Here is a 21,798-nt window from a genome sequence, read left to right on the forward strand (position 1 = left end):
TTTTAAAACAAAAAAGGCGAACCTGATGGTTTGCCTTTTTTAGCTTTGATGTAATAAATTAACTGTTAAGCAGTTTGACCACCAAGTAGTAATTGCGCTTCCTGATTACCTTGAAGAAAAGCGTGTTCCAAAGCAGTAAGTCCGCGGCTATCTGGTAGTTTTGTATCTGCACCGCGGTTAACAAGAAGTTGCAACATGTCGTTTCTGCCAAACATTACTGCAAACATTACCGCTGTTCCGCCATTGCCATGCTGTAAATTTAAATTTGCTCCGGCATCAATAAGCAATTCTGCAATTTCAAGATTTCCTTTAAAAGCGCAGCCCATTAAGGCGGTATTACCTCCTAAATCTGTTGCATCTACATTTGCTCCGGCCGCAAGAAGCGTTTTAACCGCTTCAGTCTGTCCGTTGTAAGCCGCAATAATTAAAGGTGTATAACCTTTTTCATCTTTATATTCTAAGTTTACACCTCTGCTAATCAGTTCTGCCAGTACCGCGATTTCGCCTTTTCTTGCAGCTGGTATCAGTAATAATTCTAAGTTTTCCATATATTTTTTTTGCCAAAGGCTGATTTTTTTCTTTAATGATGTTTAGAAGCATCAGCTGAACATATTTTTGTAAGCATGCCTTTAAAAATGAAATAGTGGAAAGGAAGCATTGCCATCCAATACATCCGCCCACTAATGCCCAAAGGCCTAAAGGTAGCAGTTTGATGCACCACATTTTTTTCATCAATACAAAATTCCAGCCATGCTTCACCAGGCAGTTTCATCTCCGCATAAAGTAATAATCGTTTCTCACTTTGTGATGAAAAAATTACCCGCCAGAAATCCAATGCTTCTCCGGCTGATGTTTGCGATGCATTTTTTCGGCCACGCCTTAAACCTACGCCACCGAATAATCGGTCAAGAAAACCTCTAAATCCCCACAACCAATCTGCATAATACCAACCATTTTTGCCGCCTATAGAAAAAATGCGGTTTAAAGCCAGGTCTACATCTTTTGCCGGCATTTTTTGCTTGTCTTGAAAAACACCGAATTTTGGAACTTCTATATGTGCCGATAGGCCTTTGTTAAAAATCCGGCTATTACCCGAATCACTCCAGCTAGATAACACTAAGTTTTGCTCTATTTTTTCAAAGGCCATCGAAATTGCATCGCGATAAGGGATTAAGGTAATGCCTAAATCTTTATGTAAATGGTTCTTTTTGGGCACAACATCTATTTTCATGCTCTCAACTAAGTTTTTTGCCAAAGCATAAGACGTTGCAGTTACAAAATAAAGCCAGTAGGATGAAAGCTTAGGTGTAAAAACAGGCACTACAATAATTTTACGTTTTAACTTTCTTACACTTGCAAAAGCCATCAACATGTCCTTATAGGTTAACAAGTCTGGCCCATAAATATCATAATGATTTCCGAAGTAATCTTTCTTATCTAAAACACCCGTTAAAAATTCTATTACGTTACGGATGGCAATTGGCTGACACATGGTTTTAAGCCATTTTGGTGCAACCATAACCGGAAGTTTTTCTACTAAGTCTCTGATAATTTCAAACGAAGCACTTCCCGAACCAATGATGATTCCGGCTCTCAACACCGTTACCGGAACTTTACCATTGGACAGTTTTTCTTCAACAGCCTTTCTGCTTTCAAGGTGTTTGCTAAGCTTTTCTTCGTTAATAATACCCGAAAGATAAATTAATTGTCTGGCCGAAGTTTCATTCAGATAATTAATAAAATTTTCCGCAGAATCCAATTCGCTCTTACTAAAATCGCCTTCGGTACTCATTGAATGAACAAGATAATAAGCCGTGTCTATATCTTTAGGGAGCAATTTTAAGGTTTCCGGGTTAAGCAAATCAGCTTGAAGAACTTCAACCTGCCCGGCTTTAAAAGCTGAGATATCTAACCTTGCTTTGTCTCTAACCAGGCAAATAAGTTCATGACCCATATCCAATAAAGCAGGCATCAGTCTTCTTCCGATGTAACCGGTAGCCCCTGTGAGCAGAATTTTCATATTTAATTTAACACATGAATTGGGATATTGTTGCGAATCCTTGATATATCTAAGGATAAAAAATTTATTAGCTATTTTTTGGCTAATAGCCTATTAACCTTTGAGTATTTTACCACGCTGCTTATAACATAAATCTAACAAAAAACATGTATGGATGACATTACCCTAAAACGGATTTTCATACTTATTTTGTGAACAAAACAACGTTTGTTCAAACAATTCTGTTAAACATTTTACTAAAAAAATTATCTTCGCTTGTCCCAAATAAATAGCATCCCACAAATAAAAACTTTAAAATTATGCATGCTGGAAAAAAGTACACCCTTTTAGAATTTATTTTATGGACACGCAGAGATATACTCAGACTGAGTATTTTAGCCATTATTCCAACGGTATTATACCATTTCTGCGGTTTTACTTTCTTGTCAATTTCCTGGGTTCCGGTAGCGTTGTTAGGTACGGCAGTTTCTTTTATTATCGGTTTTAAAAATAATGCAAGTTATGCCCGATTGTGGGAAGCACGCCAAATTTACGGCGGAATTATTAATGCAAGCAGGTCGTTCGGGGTTATGGTTCGCGATTTTTTATCCTCAAAAGACAAGAAGCAAGATGTACAGATAATTTTTTACCGTCACTTTGCATGGTTAACTGCTTTGCGTTTTCAACTTAGAGAGCCGCGTGTTTGGGAAAATATAGATGATCCACGAAATGTAGAATATGCAAAAAACTATCATATTGCAGAGAAAACGGATAAACTTGAAGAAGTGCTGAAGAAATATTTATCTGCTGAAGAATTAGATTATGTTTTAACCAAGAAAAATAAAGCAACTCAATTAATGGCTTTACAATCAAGCCATATTAATAAATTGGCGGTCGAGCATAATTTTACCGATTTACAGCTTCAATCTGTACAGGCAGCCATTACAAATTTTTATGATAATCAGGGTAAGGCAGAAAGGATAAAGAATTTTCCTTATCCGCGTCATTTTTCTTCAATTGCCAATATTATGCTTAACCTTTTTGTATTTCTTGTTCCTTATGGTTTGCTTAACGATTTTAATAAATTAGGCATCGGGACTTTATTAGAAGGCTACTCCATCTGGCTAAACATTCCATTTGCAATATTATTAACATGGGTTTTCAATTCGTTAGATGTTGTTGGTGAAAGTTCTACAAATCCATTTGAGGGCAGTGCCAACGATGTTCCGATTACAAATATTTCGCGAACTATAGAAATTGATATGCGGGATATGCTCGATGAATCTGATTTACCACCGGCTATAACGCCGGAAAATAATATCTTGATGTAAATATTTAATTGTGGAATTTTAACAAACATTTCATCCTGTAGTTATCTTTATATTAAGATTGTTCATCATTAAACCAATAAAAAATGAAAAAAAACATCCTTTACTTAGCTTTCGCTGCAATTCCCTTTGTGTTTGCATGTAATCAATCAGAAAAAAAAGCTGATACCGCAAAGGCAGATTCTGTTATTAGTGAAACTTGTTATGCAGCCTATTATGAAAAAGATAGCGCTTCGATGATTGTAAAAAAGATGGCATCGGGTAAAATTACAGGTGCGCTTTTAGTTAAATATGCCGAAAAACCACAAAATAACGGAACCTTGGAAGGCAAATTTAGTGGCGATACACTTTTGGTTGACTATCGATTTATGACTGGAACAGATTCTACCAGAAAATATACCAACCCTTTAGCATTTTTAAAGAAAGATAATAAATTAGTAATGGGAGTGGGGCAGATTGAAACAACTTTAGGTCGCTCTTATTTTGTAAAAGGAAAACCTATTAACTACGAAGCGGGTAAATTTACTTTTCAGGAAGCTCCTTGTAAGTAAATTCATAATTTTAGCTAAATAAACCGTCACTAAGTTGCCGCAATAAATTCCGCATGACGGAGAGGTCAAGGCTATCTGAAAATTAGTCCATGGTCTGTGTCCTCACAGACCATCTTCATTTTAAAACAAAATTATTTTAAAATAAATTACTACAATTTCTATAGACTTTATATATTTGTACAATTAATAAAAATTATTACGAGCTAAAATTTTCTGTCATGATTTTAAGTAAAGTAGAAAAAGCGAACATTGAACCAAGAATTACTTTAATAGGTGCTGGTCCTGGCGACCCGGATTTATTCAGTTTAAAAGGTGTTAAAGCATTAAAAACAGCTGATGTTGTTTTGTATGATGCAAATGTGAACGAAGCTTTACTATGTTATGCGCCAGAGGGTATACCGAAGGTTTACGTTGGTAAACGTAGCGATGATGAAGATTTTTCGCAAGATGCCGTTAACAAGCTGATTATCGATTATGCTTTAAATTATGGTCATGTGGTTCGTTTAAAAAGTGGTGACCCATTTTTCTTTGCAAAGGGATACGAAGAAATTGATGTTGCAGAATCATATAGCATTCCAACGGAGATTATTCCAGGCATTTCGAGTGCAACCGGTGCGCCAAGTTTGCAGAAAATTCCGATGATTTATAAAGATTTAAGCGAAAGCTTTTGGGCAGTTACCGGAACAAATTCAAAAGGAGAAATTTCTGAAGATTTGTATATCGCGGCCAAAACTAAGGCAACCATTGTTGTGCTAAACGGGATTGAAAAAGTGAAAGAAATTGCCGCTATTTTTCAGGCTGAAAGTAAAAATTTATTGCCTGTTGCAGTGATTCAAAATGGTTCAACTCCGCAAGAAAAAATTGCTGTTGGCATTGTAGATACGATTGCTGAAGTGGTAGAAGATAAGAGAATAGCGGCACCAGCTTTACTGGTTTTTGGCGATGTTGTTTCCCTGCATCCGCAATTTCAACCCATCAGAGATTTCTATGAAATCATTGCAGAAGAATATTAAAATAGATTAAATCACATATTTGTTTTGTTGTTAAAACCGCAAGTTACGCTTGCGGTTTTTTAGTTTTTAGGCTCTTCTGTAAACCTAAAATTCTTTTTCATGGAGCTTAGATGATGAGCATTAACATCGCTTTTAAGCCTTTCAAAATCAAAATCACTGTTTGTGCCTGCATCCAACATATTTAAATAAACTCTTGGCTTCAATCCTTCAAAAAATTCGATAAAATTAGAGCTCCAGATAAGTTGGCAATTAACTTTAACATGAGGAATTATTGAGGTAATACCATCTTTAAATTTTATATATCTGATAAACATGGATTCTAAATTCCCCTGAGGAAAAATTATTAAAACATTTCCAGTTTCATTTAAAATATCAATAGCATAATCTAAACTTTCTTTAGCCCTTATACTTTTTGGTGCGATAGAAAAACAGCCAATGTATTTTAACCATTTGTTCATTTCCATTTGTTTCTCCAAAACCATTATTTTCATACCTTTTAACCTTTGCTTTTTATCAATTGCATTAACAACGATGAAACAAGCCAATAATCCATCCCAAAAACTAAAATGGTTACACATTAAAAGGTAAGAGTGGTTTGCTTTTATATCGATTTCATTAAGAATAATTTTCTTAAACTTTTTTTTGATAAACCATGAAAGCACTTTTCCTCCAAAGCGTAGCAATGAATCTGGGAGTGGTTTATCTTTAATCATAATAAAAATTTACATAATTCATCAACAAAAGGCTTATTGAGCATTTCATGATTTTCGTTTAAAATAATTAATTGTGCATTTGGTAAATCTTTACAAAAAGCTTCTGCAATTGAAGGTGGATACATTTTATCTTTGCTGCCTGATATAAAAAATGCCCTTATCGGTTCTTCTTTTAAAATCTTACGAAGATGGTTTTTATCTGTATCCAGAAACCTTAAATAGGTAAAAATAGCATATAAACTTAACCTTAGTTCTGAGGTATTTATTTCTTTGAGTAAAATATTGTAGCCAATATCATCAACAAAATTAAAACGTTTACTAAATTTTAAAAGATTTATCAAAGCTTTTTCAGAAAGAACAAGTTTCTCCAAAACTTTGTTTCCGACTTTATTTTTAGATAAAAACTCTATCATTTTGCCGGGTTGAAGTGCCGCAGGAGCAATTAGGATAAAATTTTTAATTCTTTTAAAAAGTATCTCAGTTAGTGCTACGGCATAATGTGTACCCATCGAATAACCAATTACAGAAAATTTATCAATTTGCTGTTCAACACAAAAATCAGATATAAAATTGGCGAGTTCGGTTTTGGTTATCCCTTTTTTTATAATGGCTAAATTTTCATCTTTTAGCTTAGTTTCCTTATGAAAAAATAAGTCGAAGCCATAAAAAGTATAAGCGCTTCCCATACTTTCTTCGAGCATTTTAAACTGTTTACCGTGCATGCCATAACCATGAAAGCATAACATAACTTTTTTACCGCTACCAAATTTATAATAGTTTAGGTGCGCCAATTTATGGTCGAACTGGTGTTGCGTTATCATTCTTTTATATTGATGATTGCAACCGCCCAAACGTAATCCCCATCGTGGCTAATACTTAAGCTGATGTTAGGTTGCTTGAGCCATTTTAATAAATGAACAGTTGGTTTGCCTGCAATTTTATTTCTTATTATTTCGATGCTATTAAAAGGCAATGGATTTGAATTCTCCTGTTTAAGTGCTTTATACACGGCTTCTTTAGCAGCCCAGGTTGATGCATATCTGAGCAAAGCATTATCAAATTGAGTGCAATAATTTATTTCTTTTTCGGTGTAAACTTTTTTTTTGAATAATTCTGAAAACGTTTTTTCAAAATCTGGTAAATAGACAATATCGTTGCCAACATAAAATTGTTGGTTGGTTTCAATATCAATATCGCCAATTTTATTCTTCATCTACAGAAACGCCCATTATATTAAAACCCCCATCCACATAGTGGATATTTCCGGTTACTTTTTTTGATAAATCTGAGAAATAATAAAGCGCCGCATCGCCAACATCATTAGCGGTAATATTGCCAAGTGGCGCAGTAATTTTACCCATTTTGCGCAATTTTCTAACACCGTTTATGCCTCCGGCAGAGGTTGTCATCACCAAGCCGGCAGAAATTGCATTTACCCTGATTTGCTTATCTCTTAAAACATTTGCCAGGTAAATCATAATGTTTTCAAGCGCAGCTTTATTTATACCCATGCCTGCATAACCCGGAAATACGCGTTGCGATGCATTGTAGGTGAGCGTAAGAACGGATGCATTTTTAGCCAGGTACGGCTCGGCCACTCGACAAATTCTTAGCAAGCTGTAAGCACTAATGTTAAAGGCATCCATTAATTCATCAAATGGAATATCTAAATAACTTGGTGCAGGTTCTGTACTGTTTGGTAAACTGTAACACATAACCTGCTGACTGCCATAAGCTACACCGTGTAATATGTAATGGATTTCTCCAAATTTATCAGCTATGCTTTTGGTAAATTCAGACAGTTGCTTTTCCTCCCGAACATCAACAAACATGGATAAGGAATTATCCATTCCGGCTTGCTGCATCAGGTATAGCACTTCGTCTTTTGTATCATCAACATAACTTAATGCAACCTTACAACCCGATTGGTGCAGCTTTAAAGCAATGCTCCAGGCGATAGAACTTTCGTTACGAACGCCATATACCAGGGCAACTTTATTTTGATTATTAAGCATTTAATTATCTTTTGAAATCATGATGGAACTATTTGTTCCACCAAACCCATAGTTAAGGCAGGTAACCGTATTTATTTCTTTTTTAAAACTTTGCTGCGGAATCAAATCTTTGAAAGATGCAAGTGGCGTATTTGGTCCGGCCCAGTTTTCGTTCAATTGAAAACTTTCTGGATTTTGATTTAACTCATCTGAATTTAGGCAAGGCAATACGGTTTGATTTTCTAACATCAAAACTGAAGCTATAAATTCTACCGCTCCGGCTGCGCCAAGCATGTGCCCAAATTGTGATTTTGGCGCCGAAACATGGTAGCCGCTATCTCCCAGAGCATCAACAACGCTTAAAAGTTCAATCGCATCTCCGGCAGGCGTAGAGGTTCCATGTACTTTTACAACATCAGGTTTTTTACTTGTATTTTTTAGCAAACCTTTCCACAAACGCTGCTGCCCTGCAAATGAAGGTGCAAACATATCGCCATCGCCATCAGAATTGTTAAAGTATTCATCAATCACGGCTAAAATTTTAGCACCACGTGCTTTAGCTAAATCGTAATCTTCTAAAGCCACTACGCCACCACCAAAAGCACAAACAAAACCATTTCGGTTTACATCAAAAGGTCGGGAGCTTTTATCAGGACTAAAACCTTTGCTTAAAACCTGCATCGAATCAAAGCCTAAAAATGTTTCAATTGATGTGCCTTCAACACCGCCTGCAATAACTCTATCTTGCAAGCCAAATTTTATAAGGCGATATGCATAACCGATATTGCCCAAGCCTGTTGCACAAGCCGAACCAATTGATTCGCAAACGCCTTTATTTTTTATTAAACATGAAACATTTGCCGCATCGCGATAAACCATTGCTCTATCAACATTGTGCGAACCCGCTAACCGCGATTTCTTTTTAAGCTCAAAAAAGTTATGCCATGCAGCACGAAGAATTTCATGGCCACCACCGCCCGAACCGATAACTACACCGGTTTCTTCCGATTGCGTTTCTGCATCTGTCCAGCCAGCCATCTTTATTGCATCAAGCGAACTTAACATTGCCCAAATACTTCCAACATCGGCCGTAGCCAGGTTATTTGCAGATATCCTGTTAAGTGTATCAATGTAAGTTTCTGGATAGTTTTCCATGATAGAAGATGGAACGACTTCCAGGCTCATTTCTGCTTCGGTTACAAAACCAGCCACAGTAGAACGAATATTTTTGCCATGAGCAGTGGCTTTATCCCACTCTCTGATTAAACTTTTATTGGCAAAAAGTTTATCTCTAAAATCATTTAAATCGGTACAGGTTGGAAAAACTCCAGCCATACCCACTACCGCAACTTTTTTGATAGCGTTTTGCATTATGCTTTTTCTTGAGTAGCAATAATCAGGTTTACAATATCTTTAACTTTAGAGCCTAAATCATCAATATCATCATCTTCAAATTCGATATCAAATTTCTGCTCTACCTTTGCAGCAATATTTATCATTTCGGTTGATGGCGTATTTAAATCAGCAATAAAGTCAGTTTCTTCTGTCAGATTTTTTAATTTTTCGGGGTCGATTGTTCTAACCGTCTTCAATATTTCAACTAAATCAGCAATTATTTCTTGTCTATTCATTTTTAATTTCTTGATTAATTTTTTCTCTTTTTATCGCCCTGCCCGTTACATCATATAACTCAGCAACAAGTTTAAAGTCGTTGCTAAGTTCGTATTTTAATAATTTATCTTCGTTAAATTCAGCAAAATATTCATCTAAATTTAGGTTTTTTGTAACGACTTTATAAATCCTGCCATCGCATACCATTTGCCTAAATTTATTAAACTTAATTATCCCTAAGCTTACAAATGTTTCGCCTTCTTCTATATAATGATGAAAGTTAACATTACCAATGCTGATAAACACCGGTAAGAACTTGTTTTTTACATCTTCGAAACTGCCGTTCTGCTTTTTGTATTCTAAAAAACCTGCGCAAGAAACAATTGAAGCCTGTGCAAAAGCCTCAATTTGATCTACGCCTCTAAACAATCCAAAATGGTCTTTAACATCATGTGCATTAGGCGTATAACTTGCAATAATGCCAATTTTCGGTTCGTGCCAATGGTATTTATGTAATAATTGTTTTGTTGGTCCGTGGAGGAGCACTTGCTGTGGCGATACACCAATTAAATTGTCCATTATAAAATTCCGCCGTTAATTTGAATATTTGAACCATTGATATAGGAAGCTTCATCAGATATTAAAAACGAAACGGCATTGGCAATTTCATCGGCTTTGCCAAAACGACCAGCGGGAACCATTTTCAAGTAATTTGCCTTTTCACCTTCGGGAATCTTGTCCGTCATATCAGATTCTATAAAACCTGGAGATACGGTAACAACTCTAATATTATGATCTTGATTTAAGATGCCTATTTCTTTAGCTATAGATTTTGAAAAGGCAATTAAACCGGCCTTAGTTGCTGCGTAAACAGATTGGAAAGCATTTCCGCTTTCGCCTACGCAGGAGCTGATGTTTATAATAACACCTTTTTTATTCAATCCGAAAATTTTCATGGCCGTTTTGCAAATTAATATTGGCGTTTTTAAATTAATTTGCAACATCTTATCAATTTCATCTTCAGGCTGAAAAATTAACGATTTATCGAAAGTAATGCCGGCATTATTAACCACGGCATACAAATCTTTTCCATGTAATTTCTTTAGGCTTTTGCAAAAGTTATTTACCTCTTCATGATTTGAAAAATCGGCACAAAGTAAACTAGTATTTGGTAAGGTTTCACTAAAACTTTGCTCACTGGTTGCATGTAAGATTAATTCATATTTGTTTGCTAATTTCTTAGCGATTTCGAAGCCAATACCTCTACTTGCACCTGTAATTAAAACCTTGCGTTTTTCCATAAACTATACCTTTTCCGCCCGAAAATATGAAAAATTGGCGAATCCTTTAATGATGCGAATATTTGCGTCTGAAAAAATGATAAATTTTAAGATTAAATAGGTTTCTTTATTTCTAAATAAGAAAACAATTACTAACTTAACACAGTTATCTACACCAAATATTTAATGGAAATTATACATATAAGTGCCGAGTGTTACCCGGCTGCTAAAGTTGGAGGTTTAGCAGATGTTGTTGGGGCTTTACCGAAATACCAGAATAAAGTGGGGCATATTGCCAAAGTGGTTGTGCCTGCTTACGATACAAAATTTATCCGCGAAAGTGAGTTTGAAGTTACCTATGACGCCTGGTCAAATTACGGCAACCACCATTTTCAATACAGAATTTTAAAAGAAAAAACCAATAAGCTTGGCTTCGATTTATACATCGTTCATATACAGGGTTTAACAGATAGGCCAAGTGTTTATGGCTATGATGATGACACCGAACGTTTTGTAGCTTTTCAAATCGCAACCTTAGATTGGATTTCACAATGGGAGCATCGTCCGGATGTTATCCATTGCCACGATCATCACACCGGTCTGGTTCCTTTTATGGTGGCCAATTGTTTGAAATATCAAAATATATCAAAAGTTCCAACTATTTTAACCATCCATAATGCACAATATCAAGGCCAGTTTGGCTGGAATAAATTGTATTACATACCAGCTTTTGATTTGTGGAAAGGCGGCTTATTAGGATGGGACGATGCCATAAATCCTTTAGCTTCAGCCATCAAATGCGCATGGAGAGTAACCACAGTTTCACCAAGTTACCTTGAAGAAATGATGGATAACGCCCGTGGATTGGAAAGTTTACTCAGACAGGAACGCTGGAAATCTGTAGGCATTTTAAATGGAATTGACAGCGAGGTTTGGGATCCTCAAACCGACCCGATGTTGAGCAAAAGTTACAGCTTAAAAACCGTTGAGGCTGGAAAAACTGCAAACAAAAAGGCACTTTGTGATGTTTTTCAGTTAGATTCTTCTAAACCTCTTTTTACTTTTATAGGTAGATTGGTGGATGAGAAAGGCGCTGACTTACTACCAGATATATTCTACACTGCTTTACAACAACATGGCGATAACATCAACATATTGGTTTTAGGTTCGGGCGATAACTGGGTTGAAGGCAGATTAAATCAACTAAAAGATATTTTTGGAGGAAAATACAACGCATATATTGGCTACAACGAGCAGGTTTCGCACGAAATTTATGCCGGTGCAGATTTCCTTTTAATGCCATCGAGGGTTGAACCATGCGGTTTAAATCAACTTTATGCATTGAGATATGGAACAGTACCAATTGTGCGGCGGGTTGGCGGCTTAAAAGATACAGTTATAGATGTTGGAGACGGTGGTTTTGGCTTATGTCATGATCAAACCAGCATTTGGGATGTAAACCACGCCATCAATCGTGCTGTAGATTTATACAATGATAAAAAAGCATTTAAAGCTGTAAGAAAAACAATGATGAAAATTGACCATTCCTGGGATAGGGCAGCAACGAATTACATAGATTTATACCAATTACTAAAATAAGCTTAAACATGACTGACAAAGTTTTAGGCGTTATCCTTGGCGGTGGCCAGGGCTCTAGACTATCGCCACTCACACAAACACGTTCAAAGCCTGCGGTTCCGATTGCGGGTAAGTATCGGTTGGTAGACATCCCAATTTCTAATTGCCTTAATTCTGGCATCCACCGTATGTTTGTGCTGACCCAGTTTAATTCGGCATCCCTAAATAAACACATTAAAAACACTTATCACTTTAGTCATTTCAGTACGGCTTTTGTTGATATTTTGGCGGCAGAACAAACCGTGCAAAACGCAGGCTGGTTCCAGGGAACGGCTGATGCCGTGCGCCAATGTATGCATCACATCGTTTCTCATGAATTTGATTACATCTTAATCCTTTCTGGCGACCAATTGTACCAGATGGATTTTAAAGATATGATCGAAAAACACATCGAAGCCAATGCAGAAATTACCATTGCAACTATTCCGGTTACGGCAAAAGATGCAACCGATTTTGGTATTTTAAAAGCTGATGAAGAGAACATGATTACTTCATTTATCGAAAAGCCTAAAACGGGTTTAGAGGAATGGGTGTCAGACACAGGTGCAGAAATGCAAGGCGAAGGACGAAACTTCTTAGCGTCGATGGGTATCTATGTTTTCAATCGCGATTATTTAATTAACATTTTAAATGAAAACGAAGAGGAAAAAGATTTTGGTAAAGAAATTTTACCAAGAGCGATTGAACAAAGCAGAGTGTTAAGTTATCAATACGAGGGCTACTGGACTGATATTGGTAATATTTCATCATTCTTTGAAGCAAACCTTGGCTTAACAGACGAGATTCCGAAGTTTAATATGTTTGATAGTAATCATACCATATTTACTCGTGCAAGGATGTTACCGCCATCAAAAATATCGGGTACAACTCTAGAGAAAGCTATTATTGCCGAAGGTTGTATTGTACAGGCGAGTAGGGTAGAACATGCTGTTTTAGGTATTCGTGCACGTATTGGTAAGCATACGGTTGTAACAAATGCTTACATTATGGGTAGCGACCGTTACCAAACATTAGAGGAAATTCAATCCGAAAATAGTAAAGGTAATGCCCTAATTGGTATTGGTGATAGATGTTATATCAATAATGCAATTATCGATAAGAATTGTAGAATTGGCAATGATGTTAAAATCAATGGCGGTCCGCATTTAGTTGATGGTGACTATGAGCTATACGCCGTTAAAGATGGAATTGTTGTAATTAAAAAAGGTGCTGTTTTACCAAGTGGAACAGTAATTTAAGATAATCATTATCACTAACTAAGCCAGTTTCGAATATTTCGGAGCTGGCTTTTTTTTAGCCTCTCTCTATCAAAGTTATGCGTAACATATTCTGCTGTGCTGTTCCGCTACTTTTAAGAGGGATTTTAAGTTCAGTAATTTGAAACCTAGTTGGTGGCATAAACTTTTTTCCCTCTATTCGAGTATAGGGACTACATTCTTTAGCCAAATTGATTCCTTTGCCAATTGTAATCCTGCATTCCCTGCCTACCGCAGGCAGATGTTCCATCGGTTACGGATGCTTTTCCGAAGTGTCGGGTCAGGCTGTGCCTCCGCATGACAGGATATTCATGGTTTCGGCAAATAAAAAATATTTCCACTTCAATCAGGCTTGATTAACAATGTTTTTACCCGCCAAATCGGTCAAATCCTAATCAACAGGCAAGCTTTTTTATATTCCTGCCAACATTTTCCCCAAAAGCTTGTTAGTTATAAAACTCTAAAAAACTTATGGCCGAAAAACACCTATATCAAACAGGAATAATAGGAAACTGCGCTTTTATGGCGCATGTTAATAAAAATACAGACATATCATGGCTTTGCTGGCCTCGTTTTGATAGTCCTTTTGTTTTCGGAAGCTTACTGGATAAGAAAAAAGGAGGTGAATTTTCTATTTTACCTCAAGGCGAGTATTCATCCAATCAATATTACATCGAGAATACCAATGTTTTAAGAACCGAAATTACAGCTGAAGACGGTACCTATCGAATTACCGATTTTGCGCCCCGTTTCGGTTTGCACGAAAGGTATTTTAAGCCATTGATGCTTATCAGAAAAATTGAGCCTTTGGAAGGAAATCCAAGGATAACGATAAAATGCGATCCGGTTAGCGACTATGGGAAGGAAAAGTTGCATCCTGTAAGAGGAAGTAACCATATTGATTATAAAGGCTGCGAAGAAAATGTAAGATTAAGTACAAATGTATCTTTAAGTTATATTATTGATGAAAAGGCATTTGTGTTGAATGATGCTAAATATCTGATTCTTACCTATGGACAGGATTTAGAAGCACCAATTGTAAGCACGGCAGAAACTTTTCTACGCAACACAATTGCTTATTGGCGATTATGGATTAAACATTCATCTATTGCTGGCTTTTACCAACCATTTGTAATTCGTTCTGCCTTGGTTTTAAAAATACATCAATACGAAGATACCGGAGCTTTTATTGCTGCAAGTACAACCAGTTTGCCAGAATCACCTGGAAGTACCAGAAACTGGGATTACCGCTATTGTTGGTTGCGAGATTCTCACTATGTGTTAACTTCATTAAACCATATTGGCCATTTCGAAGAAATGGAGAAATATTTCAGTTATCTGTCTGATATTTCTCATGCAGAAGATACCCGTTATCAACCTTTGTATGGCATCGCAGGCGAAAGAGATATTACCGAACATGTATTAGATCACCTGGAAGGTTATGAAGGCGAACAACCGATAAGGATTGGAAATCAGGCTTACGAACATATACAAAATGATATTTATGGTCAGGTTTTAATTTCGATGCTGCCGCTTTACACAGACCATCGCTTTGTGTTTTCTGAAAGAAGTGATTCTGTAAAGTGGATAGAAAGTGTGCTATCTAAAATCGAAAGAACGATTGATGAAAAGGATGCCGGAATTTGGGAGTTCAGGAATATGGCAAATGTACATTGTTATAGTAATTTATTTCAATGGGCAGGTGCTCATGCCGCCTTAAAAATGGCAAAAACTATTGGAAACGTAGATTTTGAAGATAGAGCACAGGTTTTAATTGATAAAGCTGCGGCGCACATAGAAGCTTGTTACGATCCGGAAAGAAAGGCTTACACAAATGCCGTTGGCAGTACTCATTTGGATGCCAGTACATTGCAATTGATTATGATGGGCTATTTGGATCCGGCATCTGATAAGGCAAAAGATCACCTGATTGCTTTAGAAAATGAACTGAAAACCGAAGATGGCTTGTTTTATCGTTACATACACGCCGATGATTTTGGAAAACCAAAAACTACATTTTTGATTTGTGCTTTTTGGTATGTAGAAGCACTGGCTTGCGTGGGTAGAATTGATGAAGCCATTACAGAATTTGAAAACATCATCAAATATTGTAACCATTTATTGCTTTTTAGCGAAGATGTGGATGCTAAAACGGGTAGCCAATGGGGTAATTTTCCACAAGCTTACAGTCATGTTGGATTGATGAATGCAGCTTATCGCATTGCGATTAAATTAGATAGGCCAATATTTTTGTAGTATTTGAGGTTATTATTTTGCTATAATGACCAACAATAGTTAAAATAAAAAGTCCGTTCTTTTGATTTACAAAGAGAACGGACTTTTTTATGTTAAGCCTGCAGCTAATATTTTTAACCACAGACATTAAGCTTTAAATTAAAATTCTGCATTTTTAGGAAAACGAGGGAATGCAATTACATCACGGATGTTAGTCATACCTGTAACAAATAATACTAAACGCTCAAAGCCTAAGCCGAAGCCCGCATGCGGAGCAGAGCCAAAACGGCGGGTATCCAAATACCACCAAAGTTCTTCCTGCGGGATATTTAAATCATCCATACGTTTTGTTAAACGGTCTAAACGCTCTTCGCGTTGCGAACCGCCAATCATTTCGCCAATTCCAGGGAATAAAATATCCATAGCGGCAACAGTTTGTCTGCCTTCAGCATCAGGTTCATTCTGGCGCATGTAGAAAGATTTAATTTCTGCAGGATAATCCGTTAAAATAACCGGCTTTTTAAAATGTTTTTCTACCAAATAGCGTTCATGTTCACTTTGTAAATCGGCGCCCCACTCATCAATTAAATATTTAAATTGCTTTTTCTGGTTTGGTTTAGATGATTTTAAAATCTTAATCGCTTCAGTATAAGTTAAACGCTCAAAATCATTAGCCAGGCAAAAATCCAACTTCTCTAATAAAGTAAATTCGCTACGCTCATTTTGAGGTTTCTGCTTATCTTCTTCAGCCAAACGATTATTTAAAAACTCCAGTTCTTCTTTGCAGTTATCTAAAGCATATTTTATTACATACTTCATCATATCTTCTGCAAGCTGCATGTTGTCTTCTAAATCAGCGAATGCAACTTCGGGCTCAATCATCCAAAACTCAGCCAGGTGGCGTGTTGTGTTTGAGTTTTCAGCTCTGAATGTTGGTCCGAAAGTATAAATCTGTCCGAAAGCCATTGCCGCTAATTCACCTTCCAGCTGACCAGAAACTGTTAAATTGGTTGCTCTTCCAAAGAAATCCTGAGAAAAGTCTACTTTGCCATCTTCCGTTCGAGGTGTATTATCAAAATCGAGAGAAGTAACCTTAAACATTTCACCAGCGCCTTCTGCATCACTAGCTGTAATTACAGGCGTGTGCATGTAAACAAAACCACGTTCGTTATAAAACTGGTGAATGGCGAAAGCCAAAGCATGGCGAACCTTAAAAACAGCGTTGAAAGTATTGGTGCGGAAACGCAAGTGTGCAATTTCACGTAAAAATTCTAAACTATGTTTTTTAGGTTGCAAGGGGAATTTCTCCGGGTCGCTATCGCCCAAAATCTCAACAGAAGTTGCTTTTATTTCAACGGTTTGCCCTTTTCCTAAAGATTCTACCAAACTACCGGTTGCAGAAATAGCTGCACCAGTTGTAATTCTTTTTAACAACTCTTCAGGCAAATTATTAAAATCTAAAACTACCTGGATATTGCTCATGCAACTTCCGTCATTCAAGGCGATAAACTGATTATTACGGAAGGTTCTAACCCATCCCATAACCGTTACTTCTGTGTTAAATGCAGTCGATTTTAATAAATCTCTAATTTGCTGTCTCTTAATCATATTGTTATTTGTAAAAGGCGCAAATTTATGAAAAAAAATGAGGTTAAATTATTGGAATGGGTTTATTGTTTAAATATTAAGTTTATATCCTCTGCATCGGAGATAAATAATTAAATTATCTACTGTTGTTGTTGCTGCTGTTGCTGAATAGCTTCCATGTATTGCTGATAACTATTCTGCTTTCTTACATTCGTTACCGTTGCAGATGGTTTGCTGTAATTTACTTCTGTAGGTTTAAAATAGGTTTCGTTATCATTCAAATCTTCATCATTATAACCAACCGAAACATTTACTTCCATAATGTGTTCAAAACCACCTTTGTAAACACCTTTTACCGGAGAACAATCTGCAAAATTCCTTCCAACGGCAAGGCGGACGTGGTTTTCATTTGCAATACAGTTATTTGTTGGGTCTAAACCAAGCCATCCGTATTCTGGTAAATAAGCTTCTGCCCAGGCATGGGTTGCCCCTTCACCACGCATACCATCGCGGTTTGGACAAATGTAGCCACTAACGTACCTCGATGGAATTCCGGTTAAACGCAGCATTGCCGTTAATACATGTGCAAAATCCTGGCAAACGCCAGCTTCTAATTTAAGTATTTCATCAATGGTAGTATCAACAGCAGTTACACCTTTAATATATTCGAAATTATTAAACACGTGTGCACTATACTTTATTGCTGTTTGGTATGGCGTGTCTTCATCTTGTTTTATGCTCAAAGCAGTTTCTTTAAGCTGTGCAATGCCCTCAAAAACTTCCTGGCGGAGATAATCAATATAAGGAACTTCGTATTTCAGCGCATCCAGGCGATTCCATTGCTCGTTACCAAACATATCATCCTGAGGTAGCGGTTTAGGCGAAGTTTCTACACATACCTTCGAAAAAATTTTGAGTTGGGTATGCGGTTCGTTCTGCGTAAATGTGCCTACCTCATTGCCATAATAATCGATAAATATTTCAATCTCCGGGCTGCCGGAAATATTTAAATCATGTTTAACAACTTTTTGATAATCATCTTTAATAGGGAAGAGGATAACCTGATTGGCACTATCCCGAACAGGTGTTTCGTATTTATAATTGGTAATGTGTTTAATTTTAAAAATTGGCATATTTGATTTTGATAATGATTTGAAACTTAACCTTTGGGATGATTAAAACATTATGAATTTGCGAAATAATATTCATTTAGCATATTTCCAATACCGAAAAGTTCTGATCGCATTTCTGTTAAATAATTGTGTAAACTTTCTTCTTCCATACTGCTTACCGAACTATAGGTAATCATACTTTTAAGTCTTCCAATTTTAAATGATAAACTATTGTAGTGTTCGATGTTGCTTTCGCTTTTTAATCTGTTAAAATACCTTTCGATATTATTCATAGAATAAAGGGCCGAACGAGGGAAATCGTTATTTAGCATCACCAATTCTATAATATTTTTAGCATCAAAACCCTGTCTGTAAGTCTTAAGGTACAATTCATACCCTCCTAAGGATAGTAACAGGTGTTTCCAGTACGCTATATCTGTTAACAAATCAGGATTAGTACTTACAGAGCTAAATTTTACATCCAAAATATCAACCGATTGTATGCTGCGTTCGAGGTGTTTGCCAATTTTCATAAAACTACGGCTCTCACCCCGTTCCATTGCACTATCTGCAGTGCCATGGTAAAGCATAACTTGCTTAATAAGCAAATCTAAAGCTGTTATGGGGTCGTCTTTTTGAACATACCAAAGCAGTTTTTCATCCTTTACGGTATGATAATATTCATTTAAGCATTGCCATAAATCTTTCGGAATATGTTCCTGAACGCTTCTGGCATTTTCTCTGGCAAGGGTAATAATATTTAATATCGAATTCGGATTTTCGCGATTTAGCAACAAATATTCAATAACCGCCCTGCTATCGTGTTGTATATTTAGCAATTCATTCTCATCATCAGCAGAAAAAATTCTGATGATTGGTTTCCAGGTAAATTCCTGAATGGTATCCTGAGATGAAGCATAATTTATTTTTAACATGCGCAACATACCGTCGCTACGTTCTACATATCTGCTTAACCAATATAAGCTCGATGCAACTCTACTTAACATATTTGTATTTTAAGAAGTTAAAACCCAGGTATCTTTACTGCCTCCGCCTTGCGAACTATTAACAACCAAAGAGCCTTCTTTTAAGGCAACTCTTGTTAATCCACCCGGAACAATTGATATTCCATCCGGTCCGTTAAGTGCAAATGGTCTTAAATCTATTCTTCGTGGTGCAAGTTTTCCGTTGATAAAACAAGGAGCAGATGAAAGGCTTATGGTTGGCTGAGCGATGAAATTGCGAGGGTCTTTTAGTATTTCCAATTTATATTCTTCGGTTTCCTGTTCGCTTGCCGCGTGGCCCATTAGCATTCCATAACCACCACTTCCATTCGTTTTTTTTATCACCATGGTATTGATATTTTCGAAAACAAATTTTAACTCATCAGGATTACTCAATTGATAGGTTGGAACATTCTTTAATATAGGTTCTTCATTCAGGTAATATTTAATCATATCCGGCACATAGGTATAAACCGCCTTATCATCGGCAACGCCATTACCAACGGCATTAACAATGGCAACATTACCTTTTCTGTAAGCACCCATTAAGCCAGCAACGCCCAACACACTATTTGGGTTAAACACAAGCGGGTCAATGTAATCATCGTCTACCCGGCGGTAAATTACATCAACTTGCTGCAAGCCTATGGTGGTTTTCATGTAAACCTTTTGATTTTTTACAACCAAATCCCGCCCTTCTACCAACTCTACACCCATTAACCGGGCTAAGGTTGTATGCTCATAATAGGCAGAATTGTACATACCCGGACTTAATAATACGATAGTTGGGTTCGATACCGCCCGGGGTGAAAGGGCCATCAAATTTTTGTACAAGATTGCCGGATACTCTGTTACACTCCTTACACCGCATTGCGGAATTAAATCTGGGAAAAGCCTTTTAGTAATTTCCCGGTTTTCGAGCATGTAACTAACGCCAGAAGGTGTTCGCAGGTTATCTTCTAAAACATAAAATGTTCCGTCGTGGTCGCGGATTAAGTCGATGCCGGCAATGTGAATGTAAATGTCGTGTAGTACATTAACATTGTACATTTCTCTTAAAAAGTGAGGGCAGGAGTAGATTACATTTATTGGAACAATTTTATCCTTTAAAATAAATTGATTGCTATAAACATCCTTAAGAAAAAGATTTAAAGCTTTTAAACGCTGTTTAATACCTTTTTCAATAAAAAGCCATTCACTCGAAGTAATAATGCGAGGGATAATATCAAAAGGGAAAATCTTTTCGATGCCTTCGCCACTATCATAAACCGTAAAAGTAATACCCTGACTCATGAAAAGCTTCTTTGCCAGTTCTTCCTTCTTGTTTAGATTTTCTAAAGATTCTTTTGAGAAGTTTTTAATGAAATTTGAATAGTGATTTCTGTAATTTTCACTATCAAGAAACATCTCGTCGTATGTTTTTGGATGATTTAAGTAATTTTGTATAAAATTTTCTATCATTTAACTTAAATTTTCTATTAAAGTATGATTTTGAAAATAAAAAAAGAATATTTTTAATATAAATTTAAATTTTATAGGAATTATATCCCTATTAGTATATTTTTTTACCTCATTTTTAGGCTTTAATGTAATTAATTAAAAATATTTTGATATAAATTGAATATTTATTTGTGAATATGTAAAATATGTGTACTTTTGTAATGCTCGTTAATTATTATTATATATTTGGTTTAAGAAAAGCGCTGGTAACGGCGCTTTTTTTATAAAATTAAGCTTATTCATAATCAACATAAACCAAACAAACTAAACCAAGTGAAGCTTCCTGTTTAAAATCGGGAAGCTTTCTTTTTTTGTTGTAAATTTTGTTCAAAAAAAAAGCTACCATGTGGTAGCTTTCTGTATTTGTTTTGTTGATTGTTTTGCTTAATCTTCTGAATAGGTAATTTTATTAACGTGCTTGTCAATTTCCCATCTTCCGGTACCTTCTTCTCCAATAACTTCAAATAATTCCAAAGCACGACGGGCTTTGTATTCCTCTTCACGTTGCTCTTTCAAGAACCAGTTTAAAAATTCCATCGTTACGAAATCCTGTTCTTTATGGCATTTGGCAGCAATGTTTTTAAAACTTTGGGTAATTGCAATTTCTGCTTCCAAAGCATCTTCAAAAACTTCTCTAAATCCCAAAAACTCCGTTTTAATTCCTGTAACCTCCGGAGATACTGCATTACCACCCATGTCTAACACATATTTAAACAATTTTAGCTGGTGCATTCTTTCTTCTTCAGATTGCTTTGTAAAATAATCTGCTGAGAAATCATAGCCATTTTGATTGCACCATGATGCCATTGATAAATATAGTGATGAAGAGTGAGCTTCTTTTTTTATCTGCTGATTTAAAAGTGTTTCAATATCCTGAGATAGTAAACATTTAATACGCATTAAATCTTTCATAATTCTTTTGCTTTAGTAAGAATACAAATGTACCACGTATTTGTTTAAAAATAGAAACTATCTGT

General features: G+C 36.2%; 21 protein-coding genes. 6 read left to right on the forward strand and 15 right to left on the reverse strand.

The features are described 5' to 3' along the window. Nucleotides 1-65: 65 nt before the first annotated feature. Together LUA86_RS07700 and LUA86_RS07705 are read right to left on the reverse strand one after the other, a co-directional pair. Nucleotides 66-548 carry an ankyrin repeat domain-containing protein gene (locus LUA86_RS07700; protein WP_231460025.1) on the reverse strand — a complete coding sequence of 161 codons (483 nt, stop codon included), beginning with the start codon at nt 546-548 and terminating at the stop codon, nt 66-68. A 32-nt stretch (nt 549-580) separates the two neighbouring features. Beyond that, nucleotides 581-2,020 (reverse strand): SDR family oxidoreductase, encoded by a 1,440-nt coding sequence (locus LUA86_RS07705; RefSeq protein WP_231460026.1) that lies wholly within the window; start codon nt 2,018-2,020, stop codon nt 581-583. Between the two features lie 299 nt (nt 2,021-2,319). Between LUA86_RS07705 and LUA86_RS07710 the strand changes: the two genes are divergently transcribed. From LUA86_RS07710 to cobA, 3 genes are all read left to right on the forward strand, one after another. Further along, a complete protein-coding gene (locus LUA86_RS07710; RefSeq protein ID WP_231460027.1) occupies nt 2,320-3,330 on the forward strand; it encodes a bestrophin family protein in 1,011 nt (336 codons plus the stop codon). A gap of 83 nt (nt 3,331-3,413) precedes the next feature. Next, entirely contained in the window at nt 3,414-3,878 is a 465-nt protein-coding gene (locus LUA86_RS07715) for a hypothetical protein (protein WP_231460028.1), read from the forward strand. 218 nt (nt 3,879-4,096) lie between these two features. Beyond that, entirely contained in the window at nt 4,097-4,891 is a 795-nt protein-coding gene (gene cobA, locus LUA86_RS07720) for a uroporphyrinogen-III C-methyltransferase (protein WP_231460029.1), read from the forward strand. 59 nt (nt 4,892-4,950) lie between these two features. Here cobA and LUA86_RS07725 read toward each other — a convergent pair whose 3' ends face one another. From LUA86_RS07725 to LUA86_RS07760, 8 genes are read right to left on the reverse strand one after another with little or no spacing between them, the layout of a single operon-like run. Beyond that, complete coding sequence (locus LUA86_RS07725; protein ID WP_231460030.1) at nt 4,951-5,604, reverse strand: 1-acyl-sn-glycerol-3-phosphate acyltransferase; 654 nt, start codon at nt 5,602-5,604, stop codon at nt 4,951-4,953. Further along, the gene (locus tag LUA86_RS07730; RefSeq protein WP_231460031.1) at nt 5,601-6,425 is read right to left on the reverse strand and encodes an alpha/beta fold hydrolase; all 825 of its coding nucleotides are present in this window, start codon (nt 6,423-6,425) and stop codon (nt 5,601-5,603) included. The genes LUA86_RS07725 and LUA86_RS07730 overlap by 4 nt, the downstream gene beginning before the upstream one ends. Next, on the reverse strand, nt 6,422-6,817 hold the full coding sequence (locus LUA86_RS07735) for a holo-ACP synthase (RefSeq protein WP_231460032.1): 396 nt from the start codon (nt 6,815-6,817) through the stop codon (nt 6,422-6,424). The genes LUA86_RS07730 and LUA86_RS07735 overlap by 4 nt, the downstream gene beginning before the upstream one ends. Continuing rightward, nucleotides 6,807-7,619, reverse strand: a complete 813-nt coding sequence (locus tag LUA86_RS07740) for an enoyl-ACP reductase (protein WP_231460033.1) — start codon at nt 7,617-7,619, stop codon at nt 6,807-6,809. Before LUA86_RS07740 ends, LUA86_RS07735 begins: the two co-directional genes overlap by 11 nt. Continuing rightward, nucleotides 7,620-8,969, reverse strand: coding sequence for a beta-ketoacyl synthase (locus LUA86_RS07745; RefSeq protein WP_231460034.1), 1,350 nt, complete (start codon nt 8,967-8,969; stop codon nt 7,620-7,622). After that, nucleotides 8,969-9,229 carry an acyl carrier protein gene (locus LUA86_RS07750; RefSeq protein ID WP_231460035.1) on the reverse strand — a complete coding sequence of 87 codons (261 nt, stop codon included), beginning with the start codon at nt 9,227-9,229 and terminating at the stop codon, nt 8,969-8,971. The genes LUA86_RS07745 and LUA86_RS07750 overlap by 1 nt, the downstream gene beginning before the upstream one ends. Next, nucleotides 9,222-9,788, reverse strand: a complete 567-nt coding sequence (locus tag LUA86_RS07755) for a hypothetical protein (RefSeq protein ID WP_231460036.1) — start codon at nt 9,786-9,788, stop codon at nt 9,222-9,224. Before LUA86_RS07755 ends, LUA86_RS07750 begins: the two co-directional genes overlap by 8 nt. Then, complete coding sequence (locus tag LUA86_RS07760; protein WP_231460037.1) at nt 9,788-10,510, reverse strand: SDR family oxidoreductase; 723 nt, start codon at nt 10,508-10,510, stop codon at nt 9,788-9,790. Before LUA86_RS07760 ends, LUA86_RS07755 begins: the two co-directional genes overlap by 1 nt. Nucleotides 10,511-10,675: 165 nt before the next feature. On the opposite strand from LUA86_RS07760, the gene LUA86_RS07765 reads away from it, so the two are divergent. The 3 genes from LUA86_RS07765 to LUA86_RS07775 all read left to right on the forward strand — a co-directional run bounded on the left by LUA86_RS07765 (nt 10,676) and on the right by LUA86_RS07775 (nt 15,639). Beyond that, nucleotides 10,676-12,088 carry a glycogen synthase gene (locus tag LUA86_RS07765; RefSeq protein WP_231460038.1) on the forward strand — a complete coding sequence of 471 codons (1,413 nt, stop codon included), beginning with the start codon at nt 10,676-10,678 and terminating at the stop codon, nt 12,086-12,088. Between the two features lie 8 nt (nt 12,089-12,096). Beyond that, nucleotides 12,097-13,365: a glucose-1-phosphate adenylyltransferase gene (locus LUA86_RS07770; RefSeq protein WP_231460039.1), complete on the forward strand. Its 1,269-nt coding sequence runs from the start codon at nt 12,097-12,099 to the stop codon at nt 13,363-13,365. A 489-nt stretch (nt 13,366-13,854) separates the two neighbouring features. Beyond that, nucleotides 13,855-15,639 (forward strand): glycoside hydrolase family 15 protein, encoded by a 1,785-nt coding sequence (locus LUA86_RS07775; protein WP_231460040.1) that lies wholly within the window; start codon nt 13,855-13,857, stop codon nt 15,637-15,639. 138 nt (nt 15,640-15,777) lie between these two features. On the opposite strand, the gene asnS is transcribed toward LUA86_RS07775, so the two are convergent. The 5 genes from asnS to LUA86_RS07800 all read right to left on the reverse strand — a co-directional run bounded on the left by asnS (nt 15,778) and on the right by LUA86_RS07800 (nt 21,733). Beyond that, nucleotides 15,778-17,226 (reverse strand): asparagine--tRNA ligase, encoded by a 1,449-nt coding sequence (gene asnS, locus LUA86_RS07780; protein ID WP_231460041.1) that lies wholly within the window; start codon nt 17,224-17,226, stop codon nt 15,778-15,780. 119 nt (nt 17,227-17,345) lie between these two features. Continuing rightward, on the reverse strand, nt 17,346-18,338 hold the full coding sequence (locus LUA86_RS07785) for a transglutaminase family protein (protein ID WP_231460042.1): 993 nt from the start codon (nt 18,336-18,338) through the stop codon (nt 17,346-17,348). Between the two features lie 50 nt (nt 18,339-18,388). Continuing rightward, nucleotides 18,389-19,324 (reverse strand): alpha-E domain-containing protein, encoded by a 936-nt coding sequence (locus LUA86_RS07790; RefSeq protein WP_231460043.1) that lies wholly within the window; start codon nt 19,322-19,324, stop codon nt 18,389-18,391. A gap of 9 nt (nt 19,325-19,333) precedes the next feature. Beyond that, nucleotides 19,334-20,782, reverse strand: a complete 1,449-nt coding sequence (locus LUA86_RS07795; protein WP_231460044.1) for a circularly permuted type 2 ATP-grasp protein — start codon at nt 20,780-20,782, stop codon at nt 19,334-19,336. Between the two features lie 423 nt (nt 20,783-21,205). Beyond that, entirely contained in the window at nt 21,206-21,733 is a 528-nt protein-coding gene (locus tag LUA86_RS07800) for a ferritin (protein WP_231460045.1), read from the reverse strand. Between the last annotated feature and the right edge of the window lie 65 nt (nt 21,734-21,798).

It is taken from the genome of Pedobacter sp. Leaf132, assembly GCF_920984695.1.
Lineage (GTDB): Bacteria > Bacteroidota > Bacteroidia > Sphingobacteriales > Sphingobacteriaceae > Pedobacter.